Below are 19,598 nucleotides of genomic sequence, written 5' to 3' on the forward strand. Positions count from 1 at the left end.
ATACTATAATTAATAGTAACGAACGCGACAGGTAAGGATAAGTATGATCAGCGTTTTTGATATTTACAAAATTGGTATCGGTCCTTCGAGTTCCCACACAGTGGGTCCTATGAAAGCGGCCTTCGATTTCCTGAAAGCCGCTAAAGAAGCTGGCCACTTAACTCAGGCAGATGGTGTCAAAGTAGAGTTGTTTGGCTCTTTAGGGCAAACCGGCAAAGGTCACGGTACCGGCAAAGCGGTTATTTTAGGTTTGGCGGGCGAACTGCCGGAGACAGTAGACACCGACAACGTTGACAACTTCCTTGAACAGACTCGCAAAACCGAGAAACTGGCTTTATTAGGTGAGCACGAAGTCGCATTCCCGGCAGAAGGCGCTATTACATTCCATCGTCGTAAAACCATGCCAAAGCATGCCAACGCTATGGAGCTTAAGCTCCTCAAAGGCGACGATATTATCTATAGCGACCTATACTACTCTATTGGCGGCGGCTTTATTGTTCGTGACGAAGACTTTGATGAAACCTTAGAAGAAGCCATTGAGCAATCATCTAAACCTATTCCCTATCCGTTCGACAGTGCCGCTGAATTATTAGGTCATTGCAAGGAGCACGGACTGCGCATTAGCTCATTAATGATGGCGAATGAAAAAGTGTTCCGTAGCGAAGATGAGATTCGCGAAGGCTTAATGAAAATTTGGCGCACCATGCAGCAAAGTATCACCAACGGTATTACCACCGAGGGTATTTTACCCGGTGGCTTAAAAGTGCGTCGCAGAGCGTCTTCATTGTATCAGCGGCTGAAAAAAGAAAAGTCGAGCGATGCCATGCAAGTTATGGACTGGGTCGATTTATTCGCTTTGGCAGTAAACGAAGAAAACGCTGCGGGCGGTCGTATTGTCACCGCGCCAACTAACGGTGCAGCAGGTATCGTTCCGGCGGTCATGAGTTATGCCGATAAGTTCATTGAAACACTGGACGAAGACTCTGCGGTTCGCTTTCTACTAACGTCGGCCGCTATTGGCATCTTGTACAAGAAAAATGCCTCTATTTCCGGCGCTGAAGTCGGTTGTCAGGGTGAAGTGGGTGTTGCCTGCTCCATGGCCGCCGGCGCACTGGCTGAGTTCATGGGCGGAGGCCCTGAAACCGTTGAGAATGCTGCCGAAATTGGTATGGAGCACAACCTTGGCTTAACCTGTGACCCTGTCGGTGGCCTGGTTCAGGTTCCGTGTATTGAGCGTAATGCAATGGGCTCCGTCAAAGCCATTAACGCAGCCCGTCTGGCAATGCGTGGCAACGGCGACCATAAGGTGTCTCTGGATAAGGTCATTAAGACCATGTGGGATACCGGTAACGATATGAAGACTAAATACAAAGAGACCGCCCGGGGCGGCTTAGCGGTTAATATTATCGAGTGCTGAAAAACGAAGCCGGTGTATTACAGCACCGGCAACTCACACCCTTCAAATAACGCATCAATTTCTTCTTGAGTTTTAAGCTGCGCCGCTTGCTGCACTCGTTCACGCGTCAGATGCGGGGCAAAGCTTTCAATAAAGTCATACATGTAAGTTCTTAAAAATGTTCCGCGACGGAAGCCAATTTTAGTGGTGCTTGCTTCGAATAAGTGACTGGCTGGAATTGCCACTAAATCGCGATCTTCATCTTCTTTGTATGCCATTGAAGCCAAGACCCCAATTCCCAGCTCCATGCGCACATAGGTCTTTATTACGTCTGCGTCTGTCGCCGTAAAAACAATTTGCGGCTCTTTACCTGCCTGAGCGAAGGCTCTGTCGAGCTCAGAACGACCGGTAAATCCATGCACATAAGTGACAATTGGATACTGGGCAACATCTTCAATAGAGATATCTTTTAATTGTGCCAGCGGGTGTGACTTAGGCACCACAATTGAGCGATTCCAGTGGTAGCACGGCAGCATGATTAAATCCTGATAAAGATGCAATGCTTCAGTCGCTATCGCGAAGTCGGTACGTCCCTTTGCCGCCGCCTCACTAATTTGCTGCGGAGAGCCCTGATGCATGTGCAACGACACTCGCGGGTACTGACCAATAAACCGCTTAATCACACTGGGCAGCGCATAACGAGCCTGAGTGTGAGTGGTCGCTATCGTTAATTTGCCTTGATCGGGCTGCGTGTGCTCCGCCGCCACCGTTTTTATCGAATTAACGTTATCGAGCACCTGTTTTGCCACTCGAATGATATCCTGCCCTGCTGGCGTAATATGGGTAAGGTGCTTGCCGGTCCGGCCGAAAATCTGAACTCCTAATTCATCCTCCAGCATTCGTATTTGCTTACTAATACCAGGTTGTGACGTAAACAAACTTTCCGCGGTGGCAGAAACGTTTAAGTTATGGTTCATCACTTCAACAATGTACTTTAATTGCTGTAATTTCATAGCAGGACATGCCACTCAGTTTGCGAATTGTGATATAAAAAAATAGTATAATAATCTTAATAACTATGACAAATAGAAAAGCTGGTAGGTATAAGCAGCTGGAACCGGAATTCAACTATGACACAGCCCACATTCGACTTTTCTGCGATACTCGCCTCCTCTGCTCACGACATGAAAAATTCGCTTTGCTTGCTTATTCAGCTAATTGAAGAGGTTTCCGAGCAAGTACCACAAGGCAGTGCAACAGAAAACATGGCAAAAGTCCATTACGAAGCGCAACGAATTAACTCAGGGCTTATACAACTGCTGACCTTATACCGAGACCAGCAGGGGGCGTTGCCGCTGAATGTTGACGAACATCATTGGGACGAGGTGCTTGAGGAACTGCTACTTAACAATGAAGTGTACCTTGAGCAACGTGGTATCAGCGTAACAACCGATATCGACGAGTCAGCGGCGGGCTATTTTGACAAAGACCTCATTAGCCACTTACTGAACGACGTTATTATTAATGCTATGCGCTATACCGCCGATAAACTCTTTATTACAGTGACAGTCGACGAGAATAAAGGGTGTCAGATTTCAGTGCACGATAATGGCGATGGTTTTCCAAAAGACATGCTAAAACAAGCGCAAATGCCCATGCAGCAACTGGATATGAAAAAAGGCCGTACCGGTTTAGGGCTTTATTTTGCCCACCTAATCGCTGAAGCCCACCAAAGAAACGATAAAAAAGGTTTTATCGAACTGAAAAATAATGGACACTTAGGTGGTGGTGTTTTTTCTCTGACATTACCTTAAAAATAATAACAACCTAATGAGCGTTATATGATTTACACCATTGTTATAGCACTGATTATACTTTTGATAATACTGGCGATTGTCGTCGGTTCAGTGCAACAACATAAGCAGCGTCAGGAGCTTGAGCGACGCAAAAAACTTGCCCGATACAGAAGCGCTCTGGAGCAGATTGAAGACCTTATTCACATGTCCAGCTTCTTCCCTATTGGTAAGTCGATGTTGGCTGTCCTGAATATGCGTGCCTACGAAGTTCTGCAACACATGTATGCTGTATCACCGACAAAAGACTTTCAGGCTCGCATTGAAGACTACAAAGAAAGAATGGAAAGGGTTGACCCTAAAGACACTTCCCTAATTAGCGAAGAATTTGAAATTCCGCAAAACAACAAGCAAATTATTGCCATGATCAATGCGCTCAAGCGCTTGAAAGCAACGCTAAGAAGCGAGCACGCTCGTGGCCGCGTTGACAGTAATGTGTTTAGTGTAGAAGACCAGCGTTTAAGCAAGTTACAGCTGAAAATTAGTATTGAAACGCTCATCCGTCGCGGTCGTCACGCCTATGAAAGCCATATGTTAGGGTCAGCGCGTCAATACTACGAGAAAGCGTTGCGCACTATCGAAGAGCAGAGCTTTTCTGACGATTACACAACGTCTCGTGAGGAGTCCATTAAAAAAGCTCTGGAACAAATTGCGCAAGAGCTGACCGACGCACATGCTCGTGATCAAGCAAAGAACAAAAAAGAAGACGACCTGGAAGAACTCTTTCAACCGAAAAAGAAATGGTAGTTTATGTCTGACTGGAAAAATCAACTCAGCCAAATGGTGTATTCGACGGATTCAGGCCGCATTGAACCCGAGAAAGAGCCTGAGCAGATACCAGAAAGCGACGGCATTGTACGCCTTAGAAGAGAAACCAAAGGCCGAAAAGGAAAAGGCGTTACTATTGTCACTGGTCTGGCGCTGCCAAAAGACGAACTGAAGGCATTTGCGAAAAAGCTAAAACAACAATGTGGTGTGGGCGGCTCTGTCAAAGACTACGATATTGAACTTCAGGGTGACCAGCGAGACAGTATTGAAAACTATTTAAAAGCGCAAGGCTATAAGGTTAAACGCTCGGGAGGTTAAGGTCATACTCTATATATAGGCACTGCCCTTCGTCCTTCCACTCATAATAACGAGAGAAATTTTTAATCAACTGCATTCCGCGCCCGTGCATTTTTTCTTCATCCAGCACTGGCGAAAATTCGTCTGCCGGATAGCCATTCTCTCCGTTAGAGCGAATACCGAAACAAATCACACTATCAACAGGCTGGTAGTTAACATCAATTGCTACTTCTATGTCTTCAAGACTTTCCAAGCGGCGCTCACGCTCAGAATAGTAACGCTCAAAGCCCTCGTCTTCTTCTTTTATGTCGGAGTTTAGACGCAATAGATTATGCTCTAAAATGTTATTGAACGCTTCAGCTAACAACAAATAAAGCGTCGTTTTATGAGCTTTTATCCCTTCGAGGTGCGACAAAGAGTCCACTAGCCGAGTGACCGGATCTTCCCCTTTGATATTGTGTTCGGTTAAGCTCACTTTTAGTTCAAATGGCAGGTGGATTATTGAGTGATCATCCTGCTTTACCGGTAAACCGGTTGGCACGCAGTTCACAACGACTAATGAAATATCATCGCTTTGTTCTGTTCCCTGCTGAAAGCTTTCAAGAGAACTCACCAAGTCATCGAACTGGTCTTGATGACCAAACTGCTTGAGCTTGTTTTCAAACCCACTTTCTTTCAGTCGGTTACCGTCAGTATTCGCCATTTCAATCACACCATCTGTGTATGCCACCAGCCGTTGTCCACGCTCGATAAAACAATGGCTCAGAGAGCTGTTAAACTCGTCGGGCGGTAAAATTCCCAGTGCGAGATGCTCAGACGGTAAGCGATTGGTTACTTCTCCGTTATTATCAATGAAAAGAGCGTCCGGAATGCCTCCGTTCCAATAGCTGAGGCGGTCGCCCCCTGCTGATAGCTCTGCGACAAATGCTGCACAAAACATGTCGTCAGGTAACAATTTTACCAGGCGCCGATTAAACTCTTTGACCATAGTCGCAACCGACAACCCTCTCTCAGCCAAATCGAAAAACGTCTGCGCAACCGGCAGTGCTCCCGTTGCCGGCGCCAAGCCATGACCGGTAAAGTCACCGACAAAAATATAGTAGTTTCCTAAGGGGCCCCCTTTTGACAGGACCAAGTCACCATTAAATTCGGTTGCCGGCGATAAATAGGTTTGCAGAAAATCGAACCTCAGTTCATTTTCTAACAGTGCGTTGCTTAGCATGTGGCTCACCACATTTTGCTCACGCTCCATGCGGTTCGAGTGATAAGCCAGTACTTCATTCTTTTCTTTCAGCTTAAAGCTCAATTCTCGCACGCGTGCGTGAGCATTTAGCTTAGCCTGTAAAACAATAGGCTCTGGCGGCGTACTGATAAAGTCATCGCCGCCCGCATCAAGGCATTCTAAAAGAGTTTTCTGATCATCAAGTGCAGTAATAAACAGCACAGGAAGATGAATTTCACCACTTAACTGTTTTAAGTGTTTTGCGGTTGTAAGGCCGTCCATGACCGGCATCATGACATCAAGCAATACAATGTCAGCGCCCTTATGACTGAAAAGCTCCAGCGCTTGCATACCGTTTGCCGCGCTGCTCACATTGTGTCCAAAACGCTCAATAAGCCCCTTAAGCATGACCCTATTGGCGGCCTGATCATCAACGATGAGTATGTGCATCAGGCTATAGTAAACATCTTATCGAAACGGGAAATATCCAGAATACGACGAACATCCGGCTTGGCATTAATAAGTTGAATGCCTTTAACACTGCTGCCTAAAGACTTACGCATATTCAACAGCATACCCAGCGCTGAACTGTCCAGATACTCGGTCTCTCTCAAATCTATGATCACCGTTGGCTGAGAGTCACCAATATGGCTATAAGCCTGACGAAACTCTTGTACCAAACTGAAATCAAACTTCCCCTGGATGGCAATAATCAGTTGTTTGCCATCATTTGAAAACTCGCGACTGACGCTCATAGGTACCCCTCTTTTTTCATGAGCCTAACACAATTTTATGATTGAGTTTATTGCCTGAATACCCTAATCTTTGCTACATCATAAACTCATTTTGACCGATTATGGCGATAGCCTTCGACGAACTCCGAATTTTGCTCATCGAACCTTCCGATGTACAGCGTAAAGTCATTACTCAACATCTTAATCAGGCAGGTATCCAACATACCCGAGGTGCTTCTACTATAGCGGAAGCCAAAGAAGAAATCCTGCGTTGGCAGCCTGATATTGTAACGAGCGCCATGTACTTCGAAGATGGTACGGCGCATGAGCTTATTCAGTTCATTAACCGAAACGATCTTCATGACACCTTGCATTTTATGCTGGTATCCTCTGAACACCGAGCCGACCAGCTCGAACAGTTTAAGCAGGCCGGTATTATCGCTATTTTACCGAAGCCTTTTACTCCAGGGCAATTACAGCGGGCTATCACCGCTACTATGGACTTAATGGAGCCGGAGCCCCTAACTCTGGAGCTCTACGACATAGAAGACCTGCGAGTGCTTATTGTCGATGATAGCTTAACTTCGCGTCATGTATTACGTCGCGTGTTTGAAAACCTGGGCGTTGAAATATTTGTTGAAGCCGAAAACGGTCAACAAGCCATCGATATATTGGAAGAGCATCAGTTCGATTTAATTGTCACCGACTTCAATATGCCGGAAATGAATGGTCGTGAATTAACACAATATATTCGCAACAGTTCAGCACATGCACACACTCCTGTACTGATGGTGACAGCGCGCGCCAATGAGCCACAACTGGCAAACGTAAAACAAAGCGGCGTCGATGCTCTGACCGACAAACCCTTTGAGCCGGCAGCCATACGCGGCTTAATCTCACGTTTACTTGACCAACAGTAACCCATAAAAAGAAGGCCCCTGACGCTTTATCACGCCAGGGGCCTTTTTCTATTTAGCCGTTAACTCATTTTAATTAGCCGGCTTTTCCTGATACTTGTTGTAAAGCTCAGTGTGACGGCTTTCTAAGCTCACATTGCGACCATCAATAAACATGTGCGTTAGGCTCTGTCCAATAGGGTCCAGCAAGTCCCCTTCTGAAACTATCAAGGAAGCGCTCTTGCCAACATCAAGCGAACCGAGCTTGTCTGAAACGCCCATAAACTTGGCTGGCTGAAGCGTAATAGCTTCCAGTGCTTTTTGCTGATCCAAGCCAAAGGCAACCGAGTGTCCGGCCGCGAAAGGCAGGTTCCGAACATCCCAATAACCTGGGTAGGAGATAGCAAAGTTAACACCGGCATCCGCCAATTTAGCTGGCGTAGAAAAGTCCTGGTCATAACCTTCGTCGTCACGGCCCGGTAACCCGAACGGTGAACCGAAAACAACCGGAACCTCAAGTTCAGCCAGTTTATCAGCAATGCGCCAGGCGTCTCTTGCCCCCATAAGTACCAACTTAAAGCCATACTCACGACTCACATCAATGGCTTGCTCCATTTGGCGTTTGTCGTTGGCGTGCACATACAGAGTTTTGCTACCGTCAAACAGCCCGAGCATTGCTTCCCAACGCTGATCCATATCGATGTCTCTGTCTGCTTTTTTCGCATCAAAGTACGCTTTCGCATCAGCAAACACCTTCATCAACTCTTTACGAGCCTCTTCGTTAGCCTTGCGTTGCTCTTCAGGAGAACGGCGCTCCCACCATGTGTTGATAACATAGGTTCGCGGCCAGCTCACATGCACACCCATTTCACCAGAAACCAGTGCGTCTTGATAATTCCAGCCATCAAGGTGCATGAGCGACGACTGCCCCATGATCAATGAGCCTTCCGGAACCACTTGCGCATGGGTAATGCCGTTATAGCGTACCGTAGGAATAACGTCTGAGTCCGCATTAAAAGCGATGTGCCCAGCCACTTCCGGGTGTACCGGACCCACTTCGCGTGCGTCTCGCGTCGCTCGCACCGCTTCAATTTCGTTCAAACCCAAAGTGGTGTCCATCGCGATAACACCCGGATAAACATGCTTACCGGACACGTCTATGACTTGCGCGTTACCAGGAACCTTAAGATCTTTTCCAATGGCTGTAATCTTGCCGTCTTCAAAAACCAAATCAGAGTCGGTTAAAACGCCGTTAGTCACCGTGTGCAAAGTACCACCCTGCAAAACTATAGGTTGTTGCTGTGCATCGCCAGGCACTTCGTCATGAGCAACGGCGGTCGATACGGTCACTGCACCAATCAGCGCAGCACTCAATGTGGATAGTAAAGTCTTCATTAGTGTTGTCCTCCATGCTGATGCGCTTGCGTAGTGAAGTGATCCAGCCAGAAGTCATGCTCGGTATCACAGTGCCAGGTCGGCTGTGCGTCTTTATAACCGTCGGTGTCGCCTTTCAGAGCTTCATCACCGGCTGCTAAGACTTTCTGAATGAGAGCATTCTTCTCTTGTTTTACCGCTTGCTGACGCTGTTTATCTTGTTCGCGGTCAAAGAACTTACGACCATTAATCCAGGTCTGCTCTGCTCGCGCGTAAGCGCTTAACGGATAGTGACTCCAAAGCACAAAGTCAGCATGTTTGCCCTCTTCAATTGACCCAACGTACTTATCAACTTTTAATTGTTTAGCAGGGTTAATAGTGACCATTTTGAACGCTTCATGTGGGTCCATACCACAATAGCGAACCGACTTAGCCGCTTCGGTATTCAGACGACGCTGCAAGTCATTACTGTCCGAGTTAATGCTGGTTAATACACCTCTGTCATGCATTAAGCACGCGTTTTGAGGGATTGCGTCATACACTTCGAATTTGTATGCCCACCAGTCAGCGAACGTTGACCCGCTGGCACCGTGCTCCGCCATTTCGTCTGCGACTTTGTAACCTTCCAGAATATGAGTGAAAGTATCCAGCGTGAAACCATAATCTTCAGCCACTTCCATCAGCATAAGAATTTCAGACGCGACATACGAGTGCGCATGAACAAAGCGCTCGCTGTTTAGAATTTCTATTAACGTCTCTAAACGATAGTCTGGTCTTGGTGGTGCAATCCGGTTCTTCTCAGAACGACTCATGCGGTCATACGCTTGTTTACGCTGCTGGTATTCCAACGCCGCCTGAAAGCCGTCACGAACAATGGTTTCAACGCCTAAGCGAGTCTGAGGGTAACGAACGGTCATGTTGTCGCCCCAGTTACTTTGCTTCACGTTTTCACCTAATGCGAACTTGATAGACTCAGGTGCCGCATCAAACTTCATAATATTAGCATCAGTCCCCCAGCGCAGTTTAATAACCTGCGCCTGGCCGCCAACCGGGTTAGCAGAGCCGTGCAGTAGCTGAGCCATTGTCGTACCACCCGCTAATGAGCGATAAATATGAATATCGTCCGGGTTTACAACGTCACCAATACGAACTTCTGAGGTGATGGCTTCAGAGCCTTCGTTCACACCACCATCAATTGCGATGTGTGAGTGTTCATCGATAATGCCCGGTGTTAAATGCATACCCGCTGCATCAATAACCGTTGCGCCTGACGGTGCGCTTAAGTTTTTACCGACTTCGGCAAATTCGCCATCTCTAACTAATACGTCGGTTTCTTCAAGAATACCGTCATCGCTGGCAGTCCAGACCGTCGCGTTACGAATTAGCACATCTTGTCGCTCCGGCAGGCCATCTAGACCATAGGCAACGTTCGGGAACGTAAGCTGGCTGACATAGTCAACCTGATTGTTGCTATCGCTCTGAGCTTCTTCACTCGTTTCATTAGCGTCGCTAACTTCAGCTGTCAGAGCTTGTGACTTACCTTCTGGAGAAACCGTTTCCAGTGTGAAGTTTTGTTGAGACGCAGGAGTCAGTTTAAAGCGCCATGTGCCCGCTGGCTGGACATCCATATCGGCCACAAAAGACAGGGTATCTTCCGTGCGCTCTACATTACGAAGAGACTGAGTGTTATCACCAAGCGTTAGTTCGCCGCTTAACTTAGCGCCCGGCTTCAAAGTGAGCGCCACACTCTGACCATTCCAGTCAATGGTGTAGTTACCAGCAAAGTCCACCAATTCTCGAGAAACCAGCTCGTTCTCTTCACCTTGTAACCAAACTGACTGTATTTCACCGTCTTCAAAGATATCGCCTTTCACCATGACAAAGTCGGCCATATAGCCACTGGCTAAGCGTCCCACTTTGTCATCAACACCGGCAATTTTAGCGGCGGTTGTCGTTAATGCAGCAAGCGCTTTCTCTTTACTTAAACCGTGCTTTACGGCTTTACGCAGGTTTGGCCAGAAGTCGCCTGACTTCTCAAGCTCATTCAGGGTCAAGGCAAAATCAACGCCGGCATTCGCTAACATAGCCGGATTTGACGGAGCGCGCTCCCAATGGCGTAACTTAGCTAAATCAACATCAAGATGGGCATCAACACCACTGACATTAGGCGCTGCCGGGAAATTAAGAGGTAAAATTAAATCACTTCCCGTATTTTTTATTGAGTTCAGACGAGCGTACTCATAACCTGAGCCAACATACACACTGGGTACGTTAAACTGATCCAACACGTCATCGGCACGTAGCAAGGTTTTCTCATCAGAAACCTTGAACACGATGCCTTCAGATTCAATATTTTTAAGTGAATCCAACGCAGCATTAAACTCCGCCGGCTGATTATGTGACTGCTTACCGTAAGCATTTTCGTACCAGTTCGCGTCAGACAGGGTTTGTCTGACCAAAGCGATGCTACCCATCAAGGACGACGGGTACTGCTGCTGCGAGGTTCCTTTGTCAAAAGAGCCAAAGTGTTTGGACTCGCTGCGATAAATAACATCGTTGGCAATTTTATCGGCCAGCGAAACTGTCGCTGCCTGCCCCTGAAAAATACCGTCTAGCTTAGCCGTCTGAACGCTGGTAAAACCTTCAGAAACCCACTTTTTGGCATCGTCAGAGTTGGTTTTAAAGACACTGTACCAGTCTTTTTCAGCGTGAATGGCGTCATTTGCCGCGTTTCCACCTTCACGTTCATTGTTATAAATAGGCTTGTCGGTATCGGCTTTCTCGTAAGTCACGTCAATACCATAGCTGGCATAAGGGTCGATAAAGCCCGGGTAAATGGTGTAGCCGGTGCCATCGATAACGCGTGCCCCTGCCGGTGCGCGGTTACCGCTTTCAACGCTTTTTACTTTACCATTTTCAATAACCAGCGTTGCGTTGGTGACGACTTCGCCAGGCTCGGTCACAACCGTGGCATTTTGAATGGCGGTTAAGCTGGGCGTGTTGTCCCGCATACCATTCGTTCGAGAGGTTTGATCAGCGCTCGTCGGTAACGCTAGCACGGAGGTAACCGCTAACGCTGCCGCACTGAGCTTATGCATTGTCTTCATGAATGTGTTCCCCACTATAATGAGCTTTTCTTTTATTATTTCGTATACAAGTTAAAGCGTTTATCATGCTAGAAACAAGCACTAACCGATAAATCGTGTATTATTAACGGTAAGTGCACGATAAAAAGGAGAATATCCAATGAAAAAATCACTATCCGTACTTTTTACAGCGGTTGCTTTAGGCTTATCGACAAGTGCCGTAGCAGACGAGAATGCGTTTAACGACGGCGACAAAGCTGTTGAGTACCGTCAAAAGGCCCTGTCGGTGATGCAACAAAACTTTGCTGCTATGGCAGAAATGGTTAAAGGCGAAGTGGACTATGACGCGCAGGTTTTTGCAAACCGTGCAAATGATTTTGAGAAACTAGCTGGCATCCCCTGGAGTGGTTTCGCTGTCGAAGGTGCTATGCCCGGCGATAACAGCGATGCATTAACCGCAATTTGGGACAACTGGGAAGACTTTCAAGAGCGTTCAAATGACTTACAACAATACGCTGCAAAGCTTGCCAGCGCCGCAGAGTCGGGTTCAATGGATAACATTAAACCCGTATTTATGGACACAGCGCAAACCTGCAAAGGTTGCCACGACGAATACAAAGACTAATTTAAAGCAGTAACATAAAAAGCAGCCACACAGCTATCGCCAGCAGCAAACCTTGCCACCCGGGCTTTAATTGCGGGGCCGGTTGTGTGGTCTTTTTGTATCCATGAACCATGGCACCTATTAGCTTCACCCCTTTCAGACGATACATAAGCACAGCAACTATGTGCAGCCCAATAACAATTAAAATCGCATCAAATTGAGTTTTGTGCCAATCAGTCAGGAGCTCTTGCGCGTCAGAAGAAACCCAGCTTGCCAATGGTCCCGAAAATAAAATTCCGTCACTAGAAAACAAACCAGTCACCGCCTGAGCAATTAACAGAGCCAACATAACAATAACCGCCCAGCCGCCGGCTGTGCTATGCGTTGTTTCCGACTGATACTGGCCATTAAAAAGCTTTTTCAAATGAGAAGGAATTTGCAAAGGAGAGCGAACGAATGTTTTAAAACGTGCGTTGTCACTGCCGAAGATGCCCCAGGCAACACGCATGACTAAAAGCGATAAAATGGCGATACCAAAGTCTTTGTGCAAATCCATACGGCCGTTATCGGCTGTCCACCACAAGCCGGCAACCAACAGAATAATCAGCAAATGGAAAAGACGTACAAAACTGTCCCAGACTTTTACAGAATTTTCTTTCTGAATCATCGTGTTAACTCCAAAACACTAGGAAAAACCGGTACCAGGTGCTAGGGTATAGTTAATTCAATGAAAAAGGTAGTAGGCATGACGAAAGTTTTAATTGCTGACGATGACTTTATCAGTCTGGAAGTTTTAAAAGCGATGCTCGGCCAATACGACGTCGAGATTCTTACCGCTACAACCGGCCAGGAAGCACTGACTCAAGCCAAAGAAATGCCTAACCTAATTTTCCTCGATTACGAAATGCCTGATATGTCTGGTGCTGAGGTTTGTAAAACACTGCGCGGCAAACCAGAATTTGAAAATACGCCGATTATTGCGATTACTAGCCACCAAAGTGCCAGTGAAATGACGGCCTGCAGAGAGGCCGGCATGGATGCCACGCTACATAAGCCGGTATCACCTGAGGCTTTAGAAGAGCTTTTTAAAGAGTACGTGAAGTCTTAACGCTCCTTAAAGCGTTGGTCGTCAGCCAGCTGGACTAAGGCTTCACTTTCCTTCATAAACTGCTGGGAAAAGTCCCCAAAATAGCTCTGAGCTTCTGCATATAACGCAATAAGCTCTTGCTTGTTGCCTTTCTTAAGGGTTTCCAGCAACTCGGAAAATAGATCAAGATAACGACTGATAGACTCGGTGCGTTCACCATGAGACAGCATGATGTCAGCGTAGAGCTCCGGATTCTGCGCAAATAGACGACCTACCATCATCAACTCCATACGGTAAATAGGCGAGCTGACATTCAGTAGGTTATCAATATCGACATTTTCTCTCGCCATATGCAGGCCATACACAAAGGTGCTTAAATGCCTGAAGGCCTGAACCCAGCCCATTGCTTCATCGTGTGAGTCAGCGTCGGTTTGATAAAGGTGTGCTCCCCAGTTCGAGAGTTGATCTATCAACCACTCGTATTTATCCGGATCCCGTCCGGGCGTCACCACAATAAGCTGCTTGGCAAATGTTTTAATCGTAGGGCCAAACATTGGGTGTAACCCCACCACCGAACCTTTATGGGAGCTCATCATTGCGCGAAGAGGACCCGATTTAGTGCTTGTCACGTCGGCTAAAACGCAGTCGCTTGAAAGTTCCGGCAATGCCTTTATCACTGCCTCTGTATTGTTAATAGGGACACTAATAAGCACTAACTGTAAGCTTTTAAGGGTTTCGGCATTTGGCCAGACATCGCCTTTGTCGATAATAATAGTGTCATAACCCGTTTGTTGAAAAAACTCCGCAAACTTAGCCCCTAATGCGCCTTTACCACCCACAATCATGACCGGCCTTTGCGGTGCATTCGATGTCTGGCTGGCTTGCCCTGTTTGAGTTTGGTAAGAGTTGCGAATAACCCGGCGTAAGATATCTTCTACAAAGTCTTCTGAAACCCCAAGCTCTCTCGCTTTTTGCTTGCGTGACTGTATCATTTTATTTTCGCGCTCAGGCACATAGAGCGGCTGCCGCAATGCTTTTTTGACGTCTCCGACTTCGGCGGTTAATGCCTCACGCTTCGCCAGTAAGCGGATGAGTTCTTCGTCGGTGCTGTCTATCGACTGTCGTAGCTCGTCTAATTTTTCTTGCGGTGTTTTATTCATGGGCTTCGCTTTAATTAAGGCTGACTAGAATAGCGCGGTACGCTTTTTGGACATTTTGCATCTTGGCAACACTTCCCCCTTTATCGGGGTGGTATTTATGTACCAGGCGACGATACTGTTTTTTCACTTGTTTTTCGGTCAACGGCGGTGTTAATTCCATCACTTCACAAGCTTCGTCGGTCGGCATAAGTTGCTTAGTCGAAAAATCTTGCCCCATTCTTTCCCAAAAGTCATTAAGCATCGACTCGACATCGGTTTCCGAAGTACTGCTTAATTGACTCAAATCTAAATAATACTCCGCCAGAGAGTCATTTTCGGCTAGCATTTCTTCACCCTGGCGCCAGGGCTGACATTCTATATTCAGCGTATGAATGAATAACTCATACTTCTTTTGCAAACGCCAACGCTCTCGTAGTTTGTATAAACTATGGAATAAAATGAAGTGGGTTTGAAATAAGTTCAGTGGGTCGCGCAGCGCCGCCTTATCAAAGAATTGATATGGCTCGGCTTGCAAGGCCTCAATGAGTTGATGCTCTGTCCAGTGATGCTGGGAGTCCAAACATTCAGCCAAAATTTGGATAAGTATTTCAATGTCTTCTTCCATAGCAATTAGGCTAACAAAAAACCCAGCACAAGGCTGGGTTTTTCTTTGCTATTTCGGTTTTTAATCGCGTTCTTAAGAAAGCTTCTCGCGAATACGTGCAGACTTACCTGAACGCTCACGCAAGTAGTAAAGTTTCGCACGACGAACTGCACCGCGACGCTTAACTTTAATGCTATCTACCAATGGGCTGTGCGTTTGGAAAGTACGCTCAACACCTTCACCATTCGATACTTTACGTACCGTAAATGCAGAGTGAAGACCACGGTTACGAATACGGATAACAACACCTTCGAACGCCTGCAGACGTTCACGGTTGCCTTCCTTAACTTTTACATTTACAACAACAGTGTCACCTGGTGCAAACTCAGGTAAATCTTTTTTCATTTGCTCTTCTTCAAGAGCCTTGATGATATTTTGGCTAACTTTTGCCATTTTTATATCTCCTATCCTAGATAAACTGTCCGCTTTATTTAGCTGGATGACCGTTGTTCGATAAATTCGTTCAACAAGGCTTCCTGCTCGTCAGTCAGAGCTAGGTCTTTAATTAACTCCGGACGTTGCAGCCATGTTCGCCCTAAGGACTGCTGCAACCGCCAGCGACGTATTTTTTCATGGTTACCGCTCAGTAGTACTGAGGGAACCTGCTGCTCGTTATAAACTTCCGGTCTCGTATAATGCGGGCAATCCAGTAATCCGTTCGCAAAAGAGTCTTCTTCTGCTGAGTCCTGGTGACCCAATACGCCAGGTACTAACCGTGAAACTGCGTCAATAAGTACCATTGCTGGTAACTCACCACCGCTTAACACGTAGTCCCCAATTGACCATTGTGCATCGACATATTTTTCAATAACGCGCTCGTCAATGCCTTCATAACGGCCAGCAATTAGTATCATTCGATCATTACCAGAGAGCAACTGCACTCCTTTATGATCCAACTTTTGCCCTTGAGGTGACAGATAAATTACTGGGGTGTCCTGACCAAGGTCGCTTTTAGCTGCTTCAATAGCATCAACCAGTGGTTGTACCATCATCAGCATGCCAGGTCCTCCACCGTATGGTCTGTCGTCGACCGTGCGATGGCGATCGTGAGTGAAATCGCGAGGATTCCAGACACTGACCTCAAGCAAACCTTCCTTTATAGCCCTGCCGGTAACACCGAAACCGGTAACCGCAGAAAACATTTCAGGAAATAAGCTAATAACACCAATTTTCAATGGGACTTCCATTAGAAGTCAGATGGCCAGTCAACCTGAATACGCTTCTCTTTCCGGTTTATCTCAGTGATATATTCACTTTGAATAAACGGAATGAGACGCTCAGACTTTCCAAACGCATCGTTGCTATTCGCTTTCACCACCAACACATCATTCGATGCGGTTGGCATTATCTGTTCAACCACCCCCATGTCATAGCCTTGAAGGTTCACTACTTGCAGACCAATTAAGTCATGCCAGTAGAACTCGTCGTCGGCTAATTCAGGCAGCTCATCTGCAGTAATGCAGATATCCGCTCCAGTCAGGCGCGCAGCTTGATCACGGTCGGACACACCTTCCAGTCGAGCAATCAGTCCCTTATTGTGGCGACGCCACTCAGCGACTTCGATAGTTTGCTCACCTTTTTGTTTGAGCAGCCAAGGGCTGTATTCAAATATTGATTCAGGATCTTCCGTGAATGATTGCACTTTCAGCCAACCCTTGACGCCATATACCGCACCTAAGCGACCTATAACGATATGTTCTGACTGAGACATCATTAACTATCCTGAACAATTAATGCTTACGCCGCAGCGCTTGCATCTTTAACTAATTTAGCAACGCGCTCAGATAATTGTGCGCCTTTGCCTACCCAGTGCTCAATGCGGTCAACATCAACACGAAGTTTCTCTTCCTGACCACGAGCCTGTGGGTTAAAAAATCCTACTTTCTCGATGAAACGACCGTCGCGTGAACGGCGACTGTCAGCAACTACCATTTGGTAGAAGGGGCGCTTTTTCGCACCGCCACGTTGTAAACGAATGGTTACCATTGCGTTCCTCAATATAACTGTTGTTTAAATGTAAAAAATAGCAAAGCCCTCCGACTGAGTCGGAAGGCTCGGCAATTCTACTGATTTTTCGTTGAAATGCAAGCTTGACGCGCTTTTTCCTAACGGCCTGGAAACATTCCCGGAGGGAGTTTGCCGCCCATACCACGCATCATTTTTTGAAGGCCGCCGCCTTTCATTTTTTTCATCATTTTTTGCATCTGCATAAACTGCTTCAGCAACTTATTCACGTCCTGCACTTGTGTGCCTGAACCCGTTGCTATACGGCGTTTACGAGAACCTTTAATGACGTCTGGGTGGCGTCGTTCCTGAGGGGTCATTGAATTAATAATAGCTTCCATACGGACGGTCATCTTATCATCCATCTGACCTTTAATTTGGTCGGTCATCTTTCCCATGCCGGGCATTTTATCCATCAGCCCCATCATCCCGCCCATTTCACGCATTTGCACAAGTTGGTCACGGAAGTCCTCCAATGAGAACTGGCCTTTTTTCATGACTTTCTTGGCAACTTTCTCGGCTTTTTCTTTGTCGACTTTTTGTTCGACTTCTTCTATCAGTGACAGTACGTCACCCATACCAAGAATACGTGACGCGACACGGTCTGGGTGGAAGGCTTCCAGGGCATCGGTTTTCTCGCCAACCCCGAGGAACTTAATAGGCTTACCGGTAATGTGACGAATTGACAACGCAGCACCACCGCGTGCATCACCGTCGGTTTTCGTCAAAATAACACCAGTTAACGGCAGAGCGTCACTGAATGCTTTAGCTGTGTTTGCCGCATCCTGACCGGTCATGGCATCAACAACAAACAGCGTTTCAATAGGGTTAATGCTTGAATGCAGCTGTTGAATTTCGGCCATCATATCTTCGTCGACGGCAAGACGACCGGCAGTATCCACTAGGACGACATCAACAAATTGCTTACGCGCTGCAGCTATGGCTGCATTTGCAATATCCACCGGTTTTTGTTCAGTAGATGATGGGAAAAACTCGACACCAACCTGCTCAGCAATAGTTTCCAACTGCTTAATGGCCGCCGGACGATAAACGTCGGCACTGACCACCATCACTTTCTTTTTCTGGCGCTCTGTCAGGAACTTAGCAAGTTTACCGACACTGGTGGTTTTACCCGCACCTTGCAAACCCGCCATTAAGATAACAGCTGGTGGCTGTGTATTTAACTGCAAAGGCGCATTGGCTTCGCCCATTGCCGCTTCCAGCTCTGACTGGACAATTTTCACGAACACCTGACCCGGTGTCAGGCTTTTATTGACCTCCGTACCAACTGCTCGCTCTTTGACCTTAGCAATAAAGTCTTTAACCACGGGCAACGCAACGTCGGCCTCAAGTAACGCCATACGCACTTCGCGTAACGTTTCCTTTATATTATCTTCTGTTAGCCGACCCCGGCCACCGATAGAACGCATGGTCTGCGATAAGCGTTCTGATAGATTCTCAAACATATCGGTCGTCTCTTCTAATTCTGGAATTCTGGCGTAGAAAGTTAATGGGGGCAGTATATCTGAATTGCAAGAAAGTTTCGCCCCCGAAGTATTGGGTTTACCCGTTTGACAACGTATACTCAACATCAAGAACAACAAACATCAGGGAACGTGAGCGCGTGATGCTCTTTATATTGCTGCTAATTAGTGTCGTAGGTTATACGGCAAGTGCTTTCATTATTTTACAGACGGTATTTAATGGCAAAGCGCATAAACCAGCGTTACAGATTATTCCCGCAGGCACTGCCATTATTGCGCATGGCTGGCTTATCGTTCAGCAGCTCGCCCTCGATGACTTCGACCACATTAATTTATCGTCAAGCCTGAGTATTGTTGCCCTGTTTGTAACTATTACTTCATTTGTTCGATTCCAGCGTTTTAATAACCTTTTTCTGAAACCGGTCATTTATCTGTTTTCAGCATTAACCTGCGTTTTGTTAGTCTTTACTCCGGTTCACCTGGGAGCTGACATCAGCTCGAAACACGCGTTGTTTATTCATATTGCTCTGTCATTAATTGCGTACGGCATTCTGGCTTTAGCAACTTTATACGCAATACAAACCAGTTATCTCAGCCGCATTTTAAAGCAGCGCAAAAATCATTCTCTACTCAGCAAACTGCCACCACTAATGAGCATTGAAAGAAACTTCTTTAACTTATTGGCGTTAGGAACCATTGCTCTATTTGTCGCCTTAGGCAGTGGCTTTTTGTTTCTGGAAGATATGTTTGCTCAGAACCAGGCTCATAAAACAATTTTAACCAGCCTGGCGGCAGTTATTTATCTGATAGCACTTATTCTGCACCGGATTTCCGGCTTGCGCGGACGCATTATCGTATTGCTGACGCTTATAGCCAGCACACTTCTGACACTCGGGTATTTTGGCAGCCGTTTTGTTAAAGACTTCCTTTTGGGCTAATCAACCCTTGACTTCATGGCTCAGCACTCTAAATTGTCACATTCTAAGTTAA

At 46.7% G+C, this 19,598-nt stretch carries 21 protein-coding genes; 8 read left to right on the forward strand and 13 right to left on the reverse strand.

Features of this window, described 5'->3' with window-relative positions; translation table 11 throughout:
- The first annotated feature begins 43 nt into the window (after positions 1 to 43).
- Positions 44 to 1,417, forward strand: coding sequence for an L-serine ammonia-lyase (locus tag UM402_RS08485; protein ID WP_053952485.1), 1,374 nt, complete (start codon positions 44 to 46; stop codon positions 1,415 to 1,417).
- A gap of 17 nt (positions 1,418 to 1,434) precedes the next feature.
- Here the strand turns inward: UM402_RS08485 and cysB are convergent, their stop codons facing one another.
- Positions 1,435 to 2,409, reverse strand: coding sequence for an HTH-type transcriptional regulator CysB (cysB, locus tag UM402_RS08490; RefSeq protein ID WP_058578822.1), 975 nt, complete (start codon positions 2,407 to 2,409; stop codon positions 1,435 to 1,437).
- A gap of 117 nt (positions 2,410 to 2,526) precedes the next feature.
- On the opposite strand from cysB, the gene UM402_RS08495 reads away from it, so the two are divergent.
- Genes UM402_RS08495 through yciH form a run of 3 tightly spaced genes read left to right on the forward strand, consistent with a single transcriptional unit; the run spans position 2,527 to position 4,335 of the window.
- Positions 2,527 to 3,210, forward strand: a complete 684-nt coding sequence (locus tag UM402_RS08495; protein ID WP_058578821.1) for a sensor histidine kinase — start codon at positions 2,527 to 2,529, stop codon at positions 3,208 to 3,210.
- Between the two features lie 27 nt (positions 3,211 to 3,237).
- On the forward strand, positions 3,238 to 3,996 hold the full coding sequence (locus tag UM402_RS08500) for a hypothetical protein (RefSeq protein WP_058578820.1): 759 nt from the start codon (positions 3,238 to 3,240) through the stop codon (positions 3,994 to 3,996).
- Positions 3,997 to 3,999: 3 nt separating this feature from the next.
- Positions 4,000 to 4,335 (forward strand): stress response translation initiation inhibitor YciH, encoded by a 336-nt coding sequence (yciH, locus tag UM402_RS08505; RefSeq protein ID WP_058578819.1) that lies wholly within the window; start codon positions 4,000 to 4,002, stop codon positions 4,333 to 4,335.
- Here the strand turns inward: yciH and UM402_RS08510 are convergent.
- Positions 4,316 to 5,986 carry a PP2C family protein-serine/threonine phosphatase gene (locus UM402_RS08510; protein WP_058578818.1) on the reverse strand — a complete coding sequence of 557 codons (1,671 nt, stop codon included), beginning with the start codon at positions 5,984 to 5,986 and terminating at the stop codon, positions 4,316 to 4,318. The genes yciH and UM402_RS08510 overlap by 20 nt on opposite strands.
- Entirely contained in the window at positions 5,986 to 6,291 is a 306-nt protein-coding gene (locus UM402_RS08515) for an STAS domain-containing protein (protein ID WP_058578817.1), read from the reverse strand. The genes UM402_RS08510 and UM402_RS08515 overlap by 1 nt, the downstream gene beginning before the upstream one ends.
- Positions 6,292 to 6,392: 101 nt before the next feature.
- Here UM402_RS08515 and UM402_RS08520 point away from each other — a divergent pair, with 101 nt between their 5' ends.
- Positions 6,393 to 7,190, forward strand: coding sequence for a response regulator (locus UM402_RS08520; protein ID WP_058578816.1), 798 nt, complete (start codon positions 6,393 to 6,395; stop codon positions 7,188 to 7,190).
- A gap of 69 nt (positions 7,191 to 7,259) precedes the next feature.
- On the opposite strand, the gene UM402_RS08525 is transcribed toward UM402_RS08520, so the two are convergent.
- A complete protein-coding gene (locus UM402_RS08525; RefSeq protein ID WP_322295285.1) occupies positions 7,260 to 8,561 on the reverse strand; it encodes an amidohydrolase family protein in 1,302 nt (433 codons plus the stop codon).
- On the reverse strand, positions 8,561 to 11,647 hold the full coding sequence (locus UM402_RS08530) for an amidohydrolase family protein (RefSeq protein WP_058578814.1): 3,087 nt from the start codon (positions 11,645 to 11,647) through the stop codon (positions 8,561 to 8,563). The genes UM402_RS08525 and UM402_RS08530 overlap by 1 nt, the downstream gene beginning before the upstream one ends.
- Positions 11,648 to 11,786: 139 nt before the next feature.
- Here UM402_RS08530 and UM402_RS08535 point away from each other — a divergent pair, with 139 nt between their 5' ends.
- Positions 11,787 to 12,251, forward strand: coding sequence for a c-type cytochrome (locus UM402_RS08535; protein WP_058578813.1), 465 nt, complete (start codon positions 11,787 to 11,789; stop codon positions 12,249 to 12,251).
- 1 nt (position 12,252) lies between these two features.
- Here UM402_RS08535 and UM402_RS08540 read toward each other — a convergent pair whose 3' ends face one another.
- Positions 12,253 to 12,897 carry a cytochrome b/b6 domain-containing protein gene (locus UM402_RS08540; RefSeq protein WP_058578812.1) on the reverse strand — a complete coding sequence of 215 codons (645 nt, stop codon included), beginning with the start codon at positions 12,895 to 12,897 and terminating at the stop codon, positions 12,253 to 12,255.
- Between the two features lie 78 nt (positions 12,898 to 12,975).
- On the opposite strand from UM402_RS08540, the gene UM402_RS08545 reads away from it, so the two are divergent.
- Entirely contained in the window at positions 12,976 to 13,338 is a 363-nt protein-coding gene (locus UM402_RS08545; RefSeq protein ID WP_058578811.1) for a response regulator, read from the forward strand.
- On the opposite strand, the gene tyrA is transcribed toward UM402_RS08545, so the two are convergent.
- The 7 genes from tyrA to ffh form a co-directional block, all read right to left on the reverse strand.
- On the reverse strand, positions 13,335 to 14,477 hold the full coding sequence (gene tyrA, locus UM402_RS08550; protein ID WP_058578810.1) for a bifunctional chorismate mutase/prephenate dehydrogenase: 1,143 nt from the start codon (positions 14,475 to 14,477) through the stop codon (positions 13,335 to 13,337). The genes UM402_RS08545 and tyrA overlap by 4 nt on opposite strands.
- A 10-nt stretch (positions 14,478 to 14,487) precedes the next feature.
- On the reverse strand, positions 14,488 to 15,081 hold the full coding sequence (locus tag UM402_RS08555) for a DNA-J related domain-containing protein (RefSeq protein ID WP_058578809.1): 594 nt from the start codon (positions 15,079 to 15,081) through the stop codon (positions 14,488 to 14,490).
- Positions 15,082 to 15,153: 72 nt separating this feature from the next.
- A complete protein-coding gene (rplS, locus tag UM402_RS08560; RefSeq protein WP_053952500.1) occupies positions 15,154 to 15,513 on the reverse strand; it encodes a 50S ribosomal protein L19 in 360 nt (119 codons plus the stop codon).
- Positions 15,514 to 15,551: 38 nt separating this feature from the next.
- Positions 15,552 to 16,295 carry a tRNA (guanosine(37)-N1)-methyltransferase TrmD gene (gene trmD, locus UM402_RS08565; protein WP_058579562.1) on the reverse strand — a complete coding sequence of 248 codons (744 nt, stop codon included), beginning with the start codon at positions 16,293 to 16,295 and terminating at the stop codon, positions 15,552 to 15,554.
- Positions 16,296 to 16,306: 11 nt separating this feature from the next.
- A complete protein-coding gene (rimM, locus tag UM402_RS08570; protein WP_053952641.1) occupies positions 16,307 to 16,831 on the reverse strand; it encodes a ribosome maturation factor RimM in 525 nt (174 codons plus the stop codon).
- A 26-nt stretch (positions 16,832 to 16,857) separates the two neighbouring features.
- Positions 16,858 to 17,106, reverse strand: a complete 249-nt coding sequence (gene rpsP, locus UM402_RS08575; protein ID WP_053952501.1) for a 30S ribosomal protein S16 — start codon at positions 17,104 to 17,106, stop codon at positions 16,858 to 16,860.
- Between the two features lie 119 nt (positions 17,107 to 17,225).
- On the reverse strand, positions 17,226 to 18,590 hold the full coding sequence (gene ffh, locus UM402_RS08580) for a signal recognition particle protein (protein ID WP_058578808.1): 1,365 nt from the start codon (positions 18,588 to 18,590) through the stop codon (positions 17,226 to 17,228).
- Between the two features lie 161 nt (positions 18,591 to 18,751).
- Here ffh and UM402_RS08585 point away from each other — a divergent pair, with 161 nt between their 5' ends.
- Positions 18,752 to 19,546: a cytochrome C assembly family protein gene (locus tag UM402_RS08585; protein ID WP_053952503.1), complete on the forward strand. Its 795-nt coding sequence runs from the start codon at positions 18,752 to 18,754 to the stop codon at positions 19,544 to 19,546.
- The last annotated feature ends 52 nt before the right edge of the window (positions 19,547 to 19,598 follow it).

This window comes from Idiomarina sp. OXR-189 (assembly GCF_034373425.1).
GTDB lineage: Bacteria > Pseudomonadota > Gammaproteobacteria > Enterobacterales > Alteromonadaceae > Idiomarina > Idiomarina zobellii.

What these genes read in the sequence shown, in the direction of transcription:
- UM402_RS08485 (WP_053952485.1), top strand. Translation starts at nt 44, where the DNA reads ATGATCAGCGTTTTTGATATTTACAAAATTGGTATCGGTCCTTCGAGT.
- cysB (WP_058578822.1), bottom strand. Translation starts at nt 2,409, where the DNA reads ATGAAATTACAGCAATTAAAGTACATTGTTGAAGTGATGAACCATAAC.
- UM402_RS08495 (WP_058578821.1), top strand. Translation starts at nt 2,527, where the DNA reads ATGACACAGCCCACATTCGACTTTTCTGCGATACTCGCCTCCTCTGCT.
- UM402_RS08500 (WP_058578820.1), top strand. Translation starts at nt 3,238, where the DNA reads ATGATTTACACCATTGTTATAGCACTGATTATACTTTTGATAATACTG.
- yciH (WP_058578819.1), top strand. Translation starts at nt 4,000, where the DNA reads ATGTCTGACTGGAAAAATCAACTCAGCCAAATGGTGTATTCGACGGAT.
- UM402_RS08510 (WP_058578818.1), bottom strand. Translation starts at nt 5,986, where the DNA reads ATGCACATACTCATCGTTGATGATCAGGCCGCCAATAGGGTCATGCTT.
- UM402_RS08515 (WP_058578817.1), bottom strand. Translation starts at nt 6,291, where the DNA reads ATGAGCGTCAGTCGCGAGTTTTCAAATGATGGCAAACAACTGATTATT.
- UM402_RS08520 (WP_058578816.1), top strand. Translation starts at nt 6,393, where the DNA reads ATGGCGATAGCCTTCGACGAACTCCGAATTTTGCTCATCGAACCTTCC.
- UM402_RS08525 (WP_322295285.1), bottom strand. Translation starts at nt 8,561, where the DNA reads ATGAAGACTTTACTATCCACATTGAGTGCTGCGCTGATTGGTGCAGTG.
- UM402_RS08530 (WP_058578814.1), bottom strand. Translation starts at nt 11,647, where the DNA reads ATGAAGACAATGCATAAGCTCAGTGCGGCAGCGTTAGCGGTTACCTCC.
- UM402_RS08535 (WP_058578813.1), top strand. Translation starts at nt 11,787, where the DNA reads ATGAAAAAATCACTATCCGTACTTTTTACAGCGGTTGCTTTAGGCTTA.
- UM402_RS08540 (WP_058578812.1), bottom strand. Translation starts at nt 12,897, where the DNA reads ATGATTCAGAAAGAAAATTCTGTAAAAGTCTGGGACAGTTTTGTACGT.
- UM402_RS08545 (WP_058578811.1), top strand. Translation starts at nt 12,976, where the DNA reads ATGACGAAAGTTTTAATTGCTGACGATGACTTTATCAGTCTGGAAGTT.
- tyrA (WP_058578810.1), bottom strand. Translation starts at nt 14,477, where the DNA reads ATGAATAAAACACCGCAAGAAAAATTAGACGAGCTACGACAGTCGATA.
- UM402_RS08555 (WP_058578809.1), bottom strand. Translation starts at nt 15,081, where the DNA reads ATGGAAGAAGACATTGAAATACTTATCCAAATTTTGGCTGAATGTTTG.
- rplS (WP_053952500.1), bottom strand. Translation starts at nt 15,513, where the DNA reads ATGGCAAAAGTTAGCCAAAATATCATCAAGGCTCTTGAAGAAGAGCAA.
- rimM (WP_053952641.1), bottom strand. Translation starts at nt 16,831, where the DNA reads ATGTCTCAGTCAGAACATATCGTTATAGGTCGCTTAGGTGCGGTATAT.
- rpsP (WP_053952501.1), bottom strand. Translation starts at nt 17,106, where the DNA reads ATGGTAACCATTCGTTTACAACGTGGCGGTGCGAAAAAGCGCCCCTTC.
- ffh (WP_058578808.1), bottom strand. Translation starts at nt 18,590, where the DNA reads ATGTTTGAGAATCTATCAGAACGCTTATCGCAGACCATGCGTTCTATC.
- UM402_RS08585 (WP_053952503.1), top strand. Translation starts at nt 18,752, where the DNA reads ATGCTCTTTATATTGCTGCTAATTAGTGTCGTAGGTTATACGGCAAGT.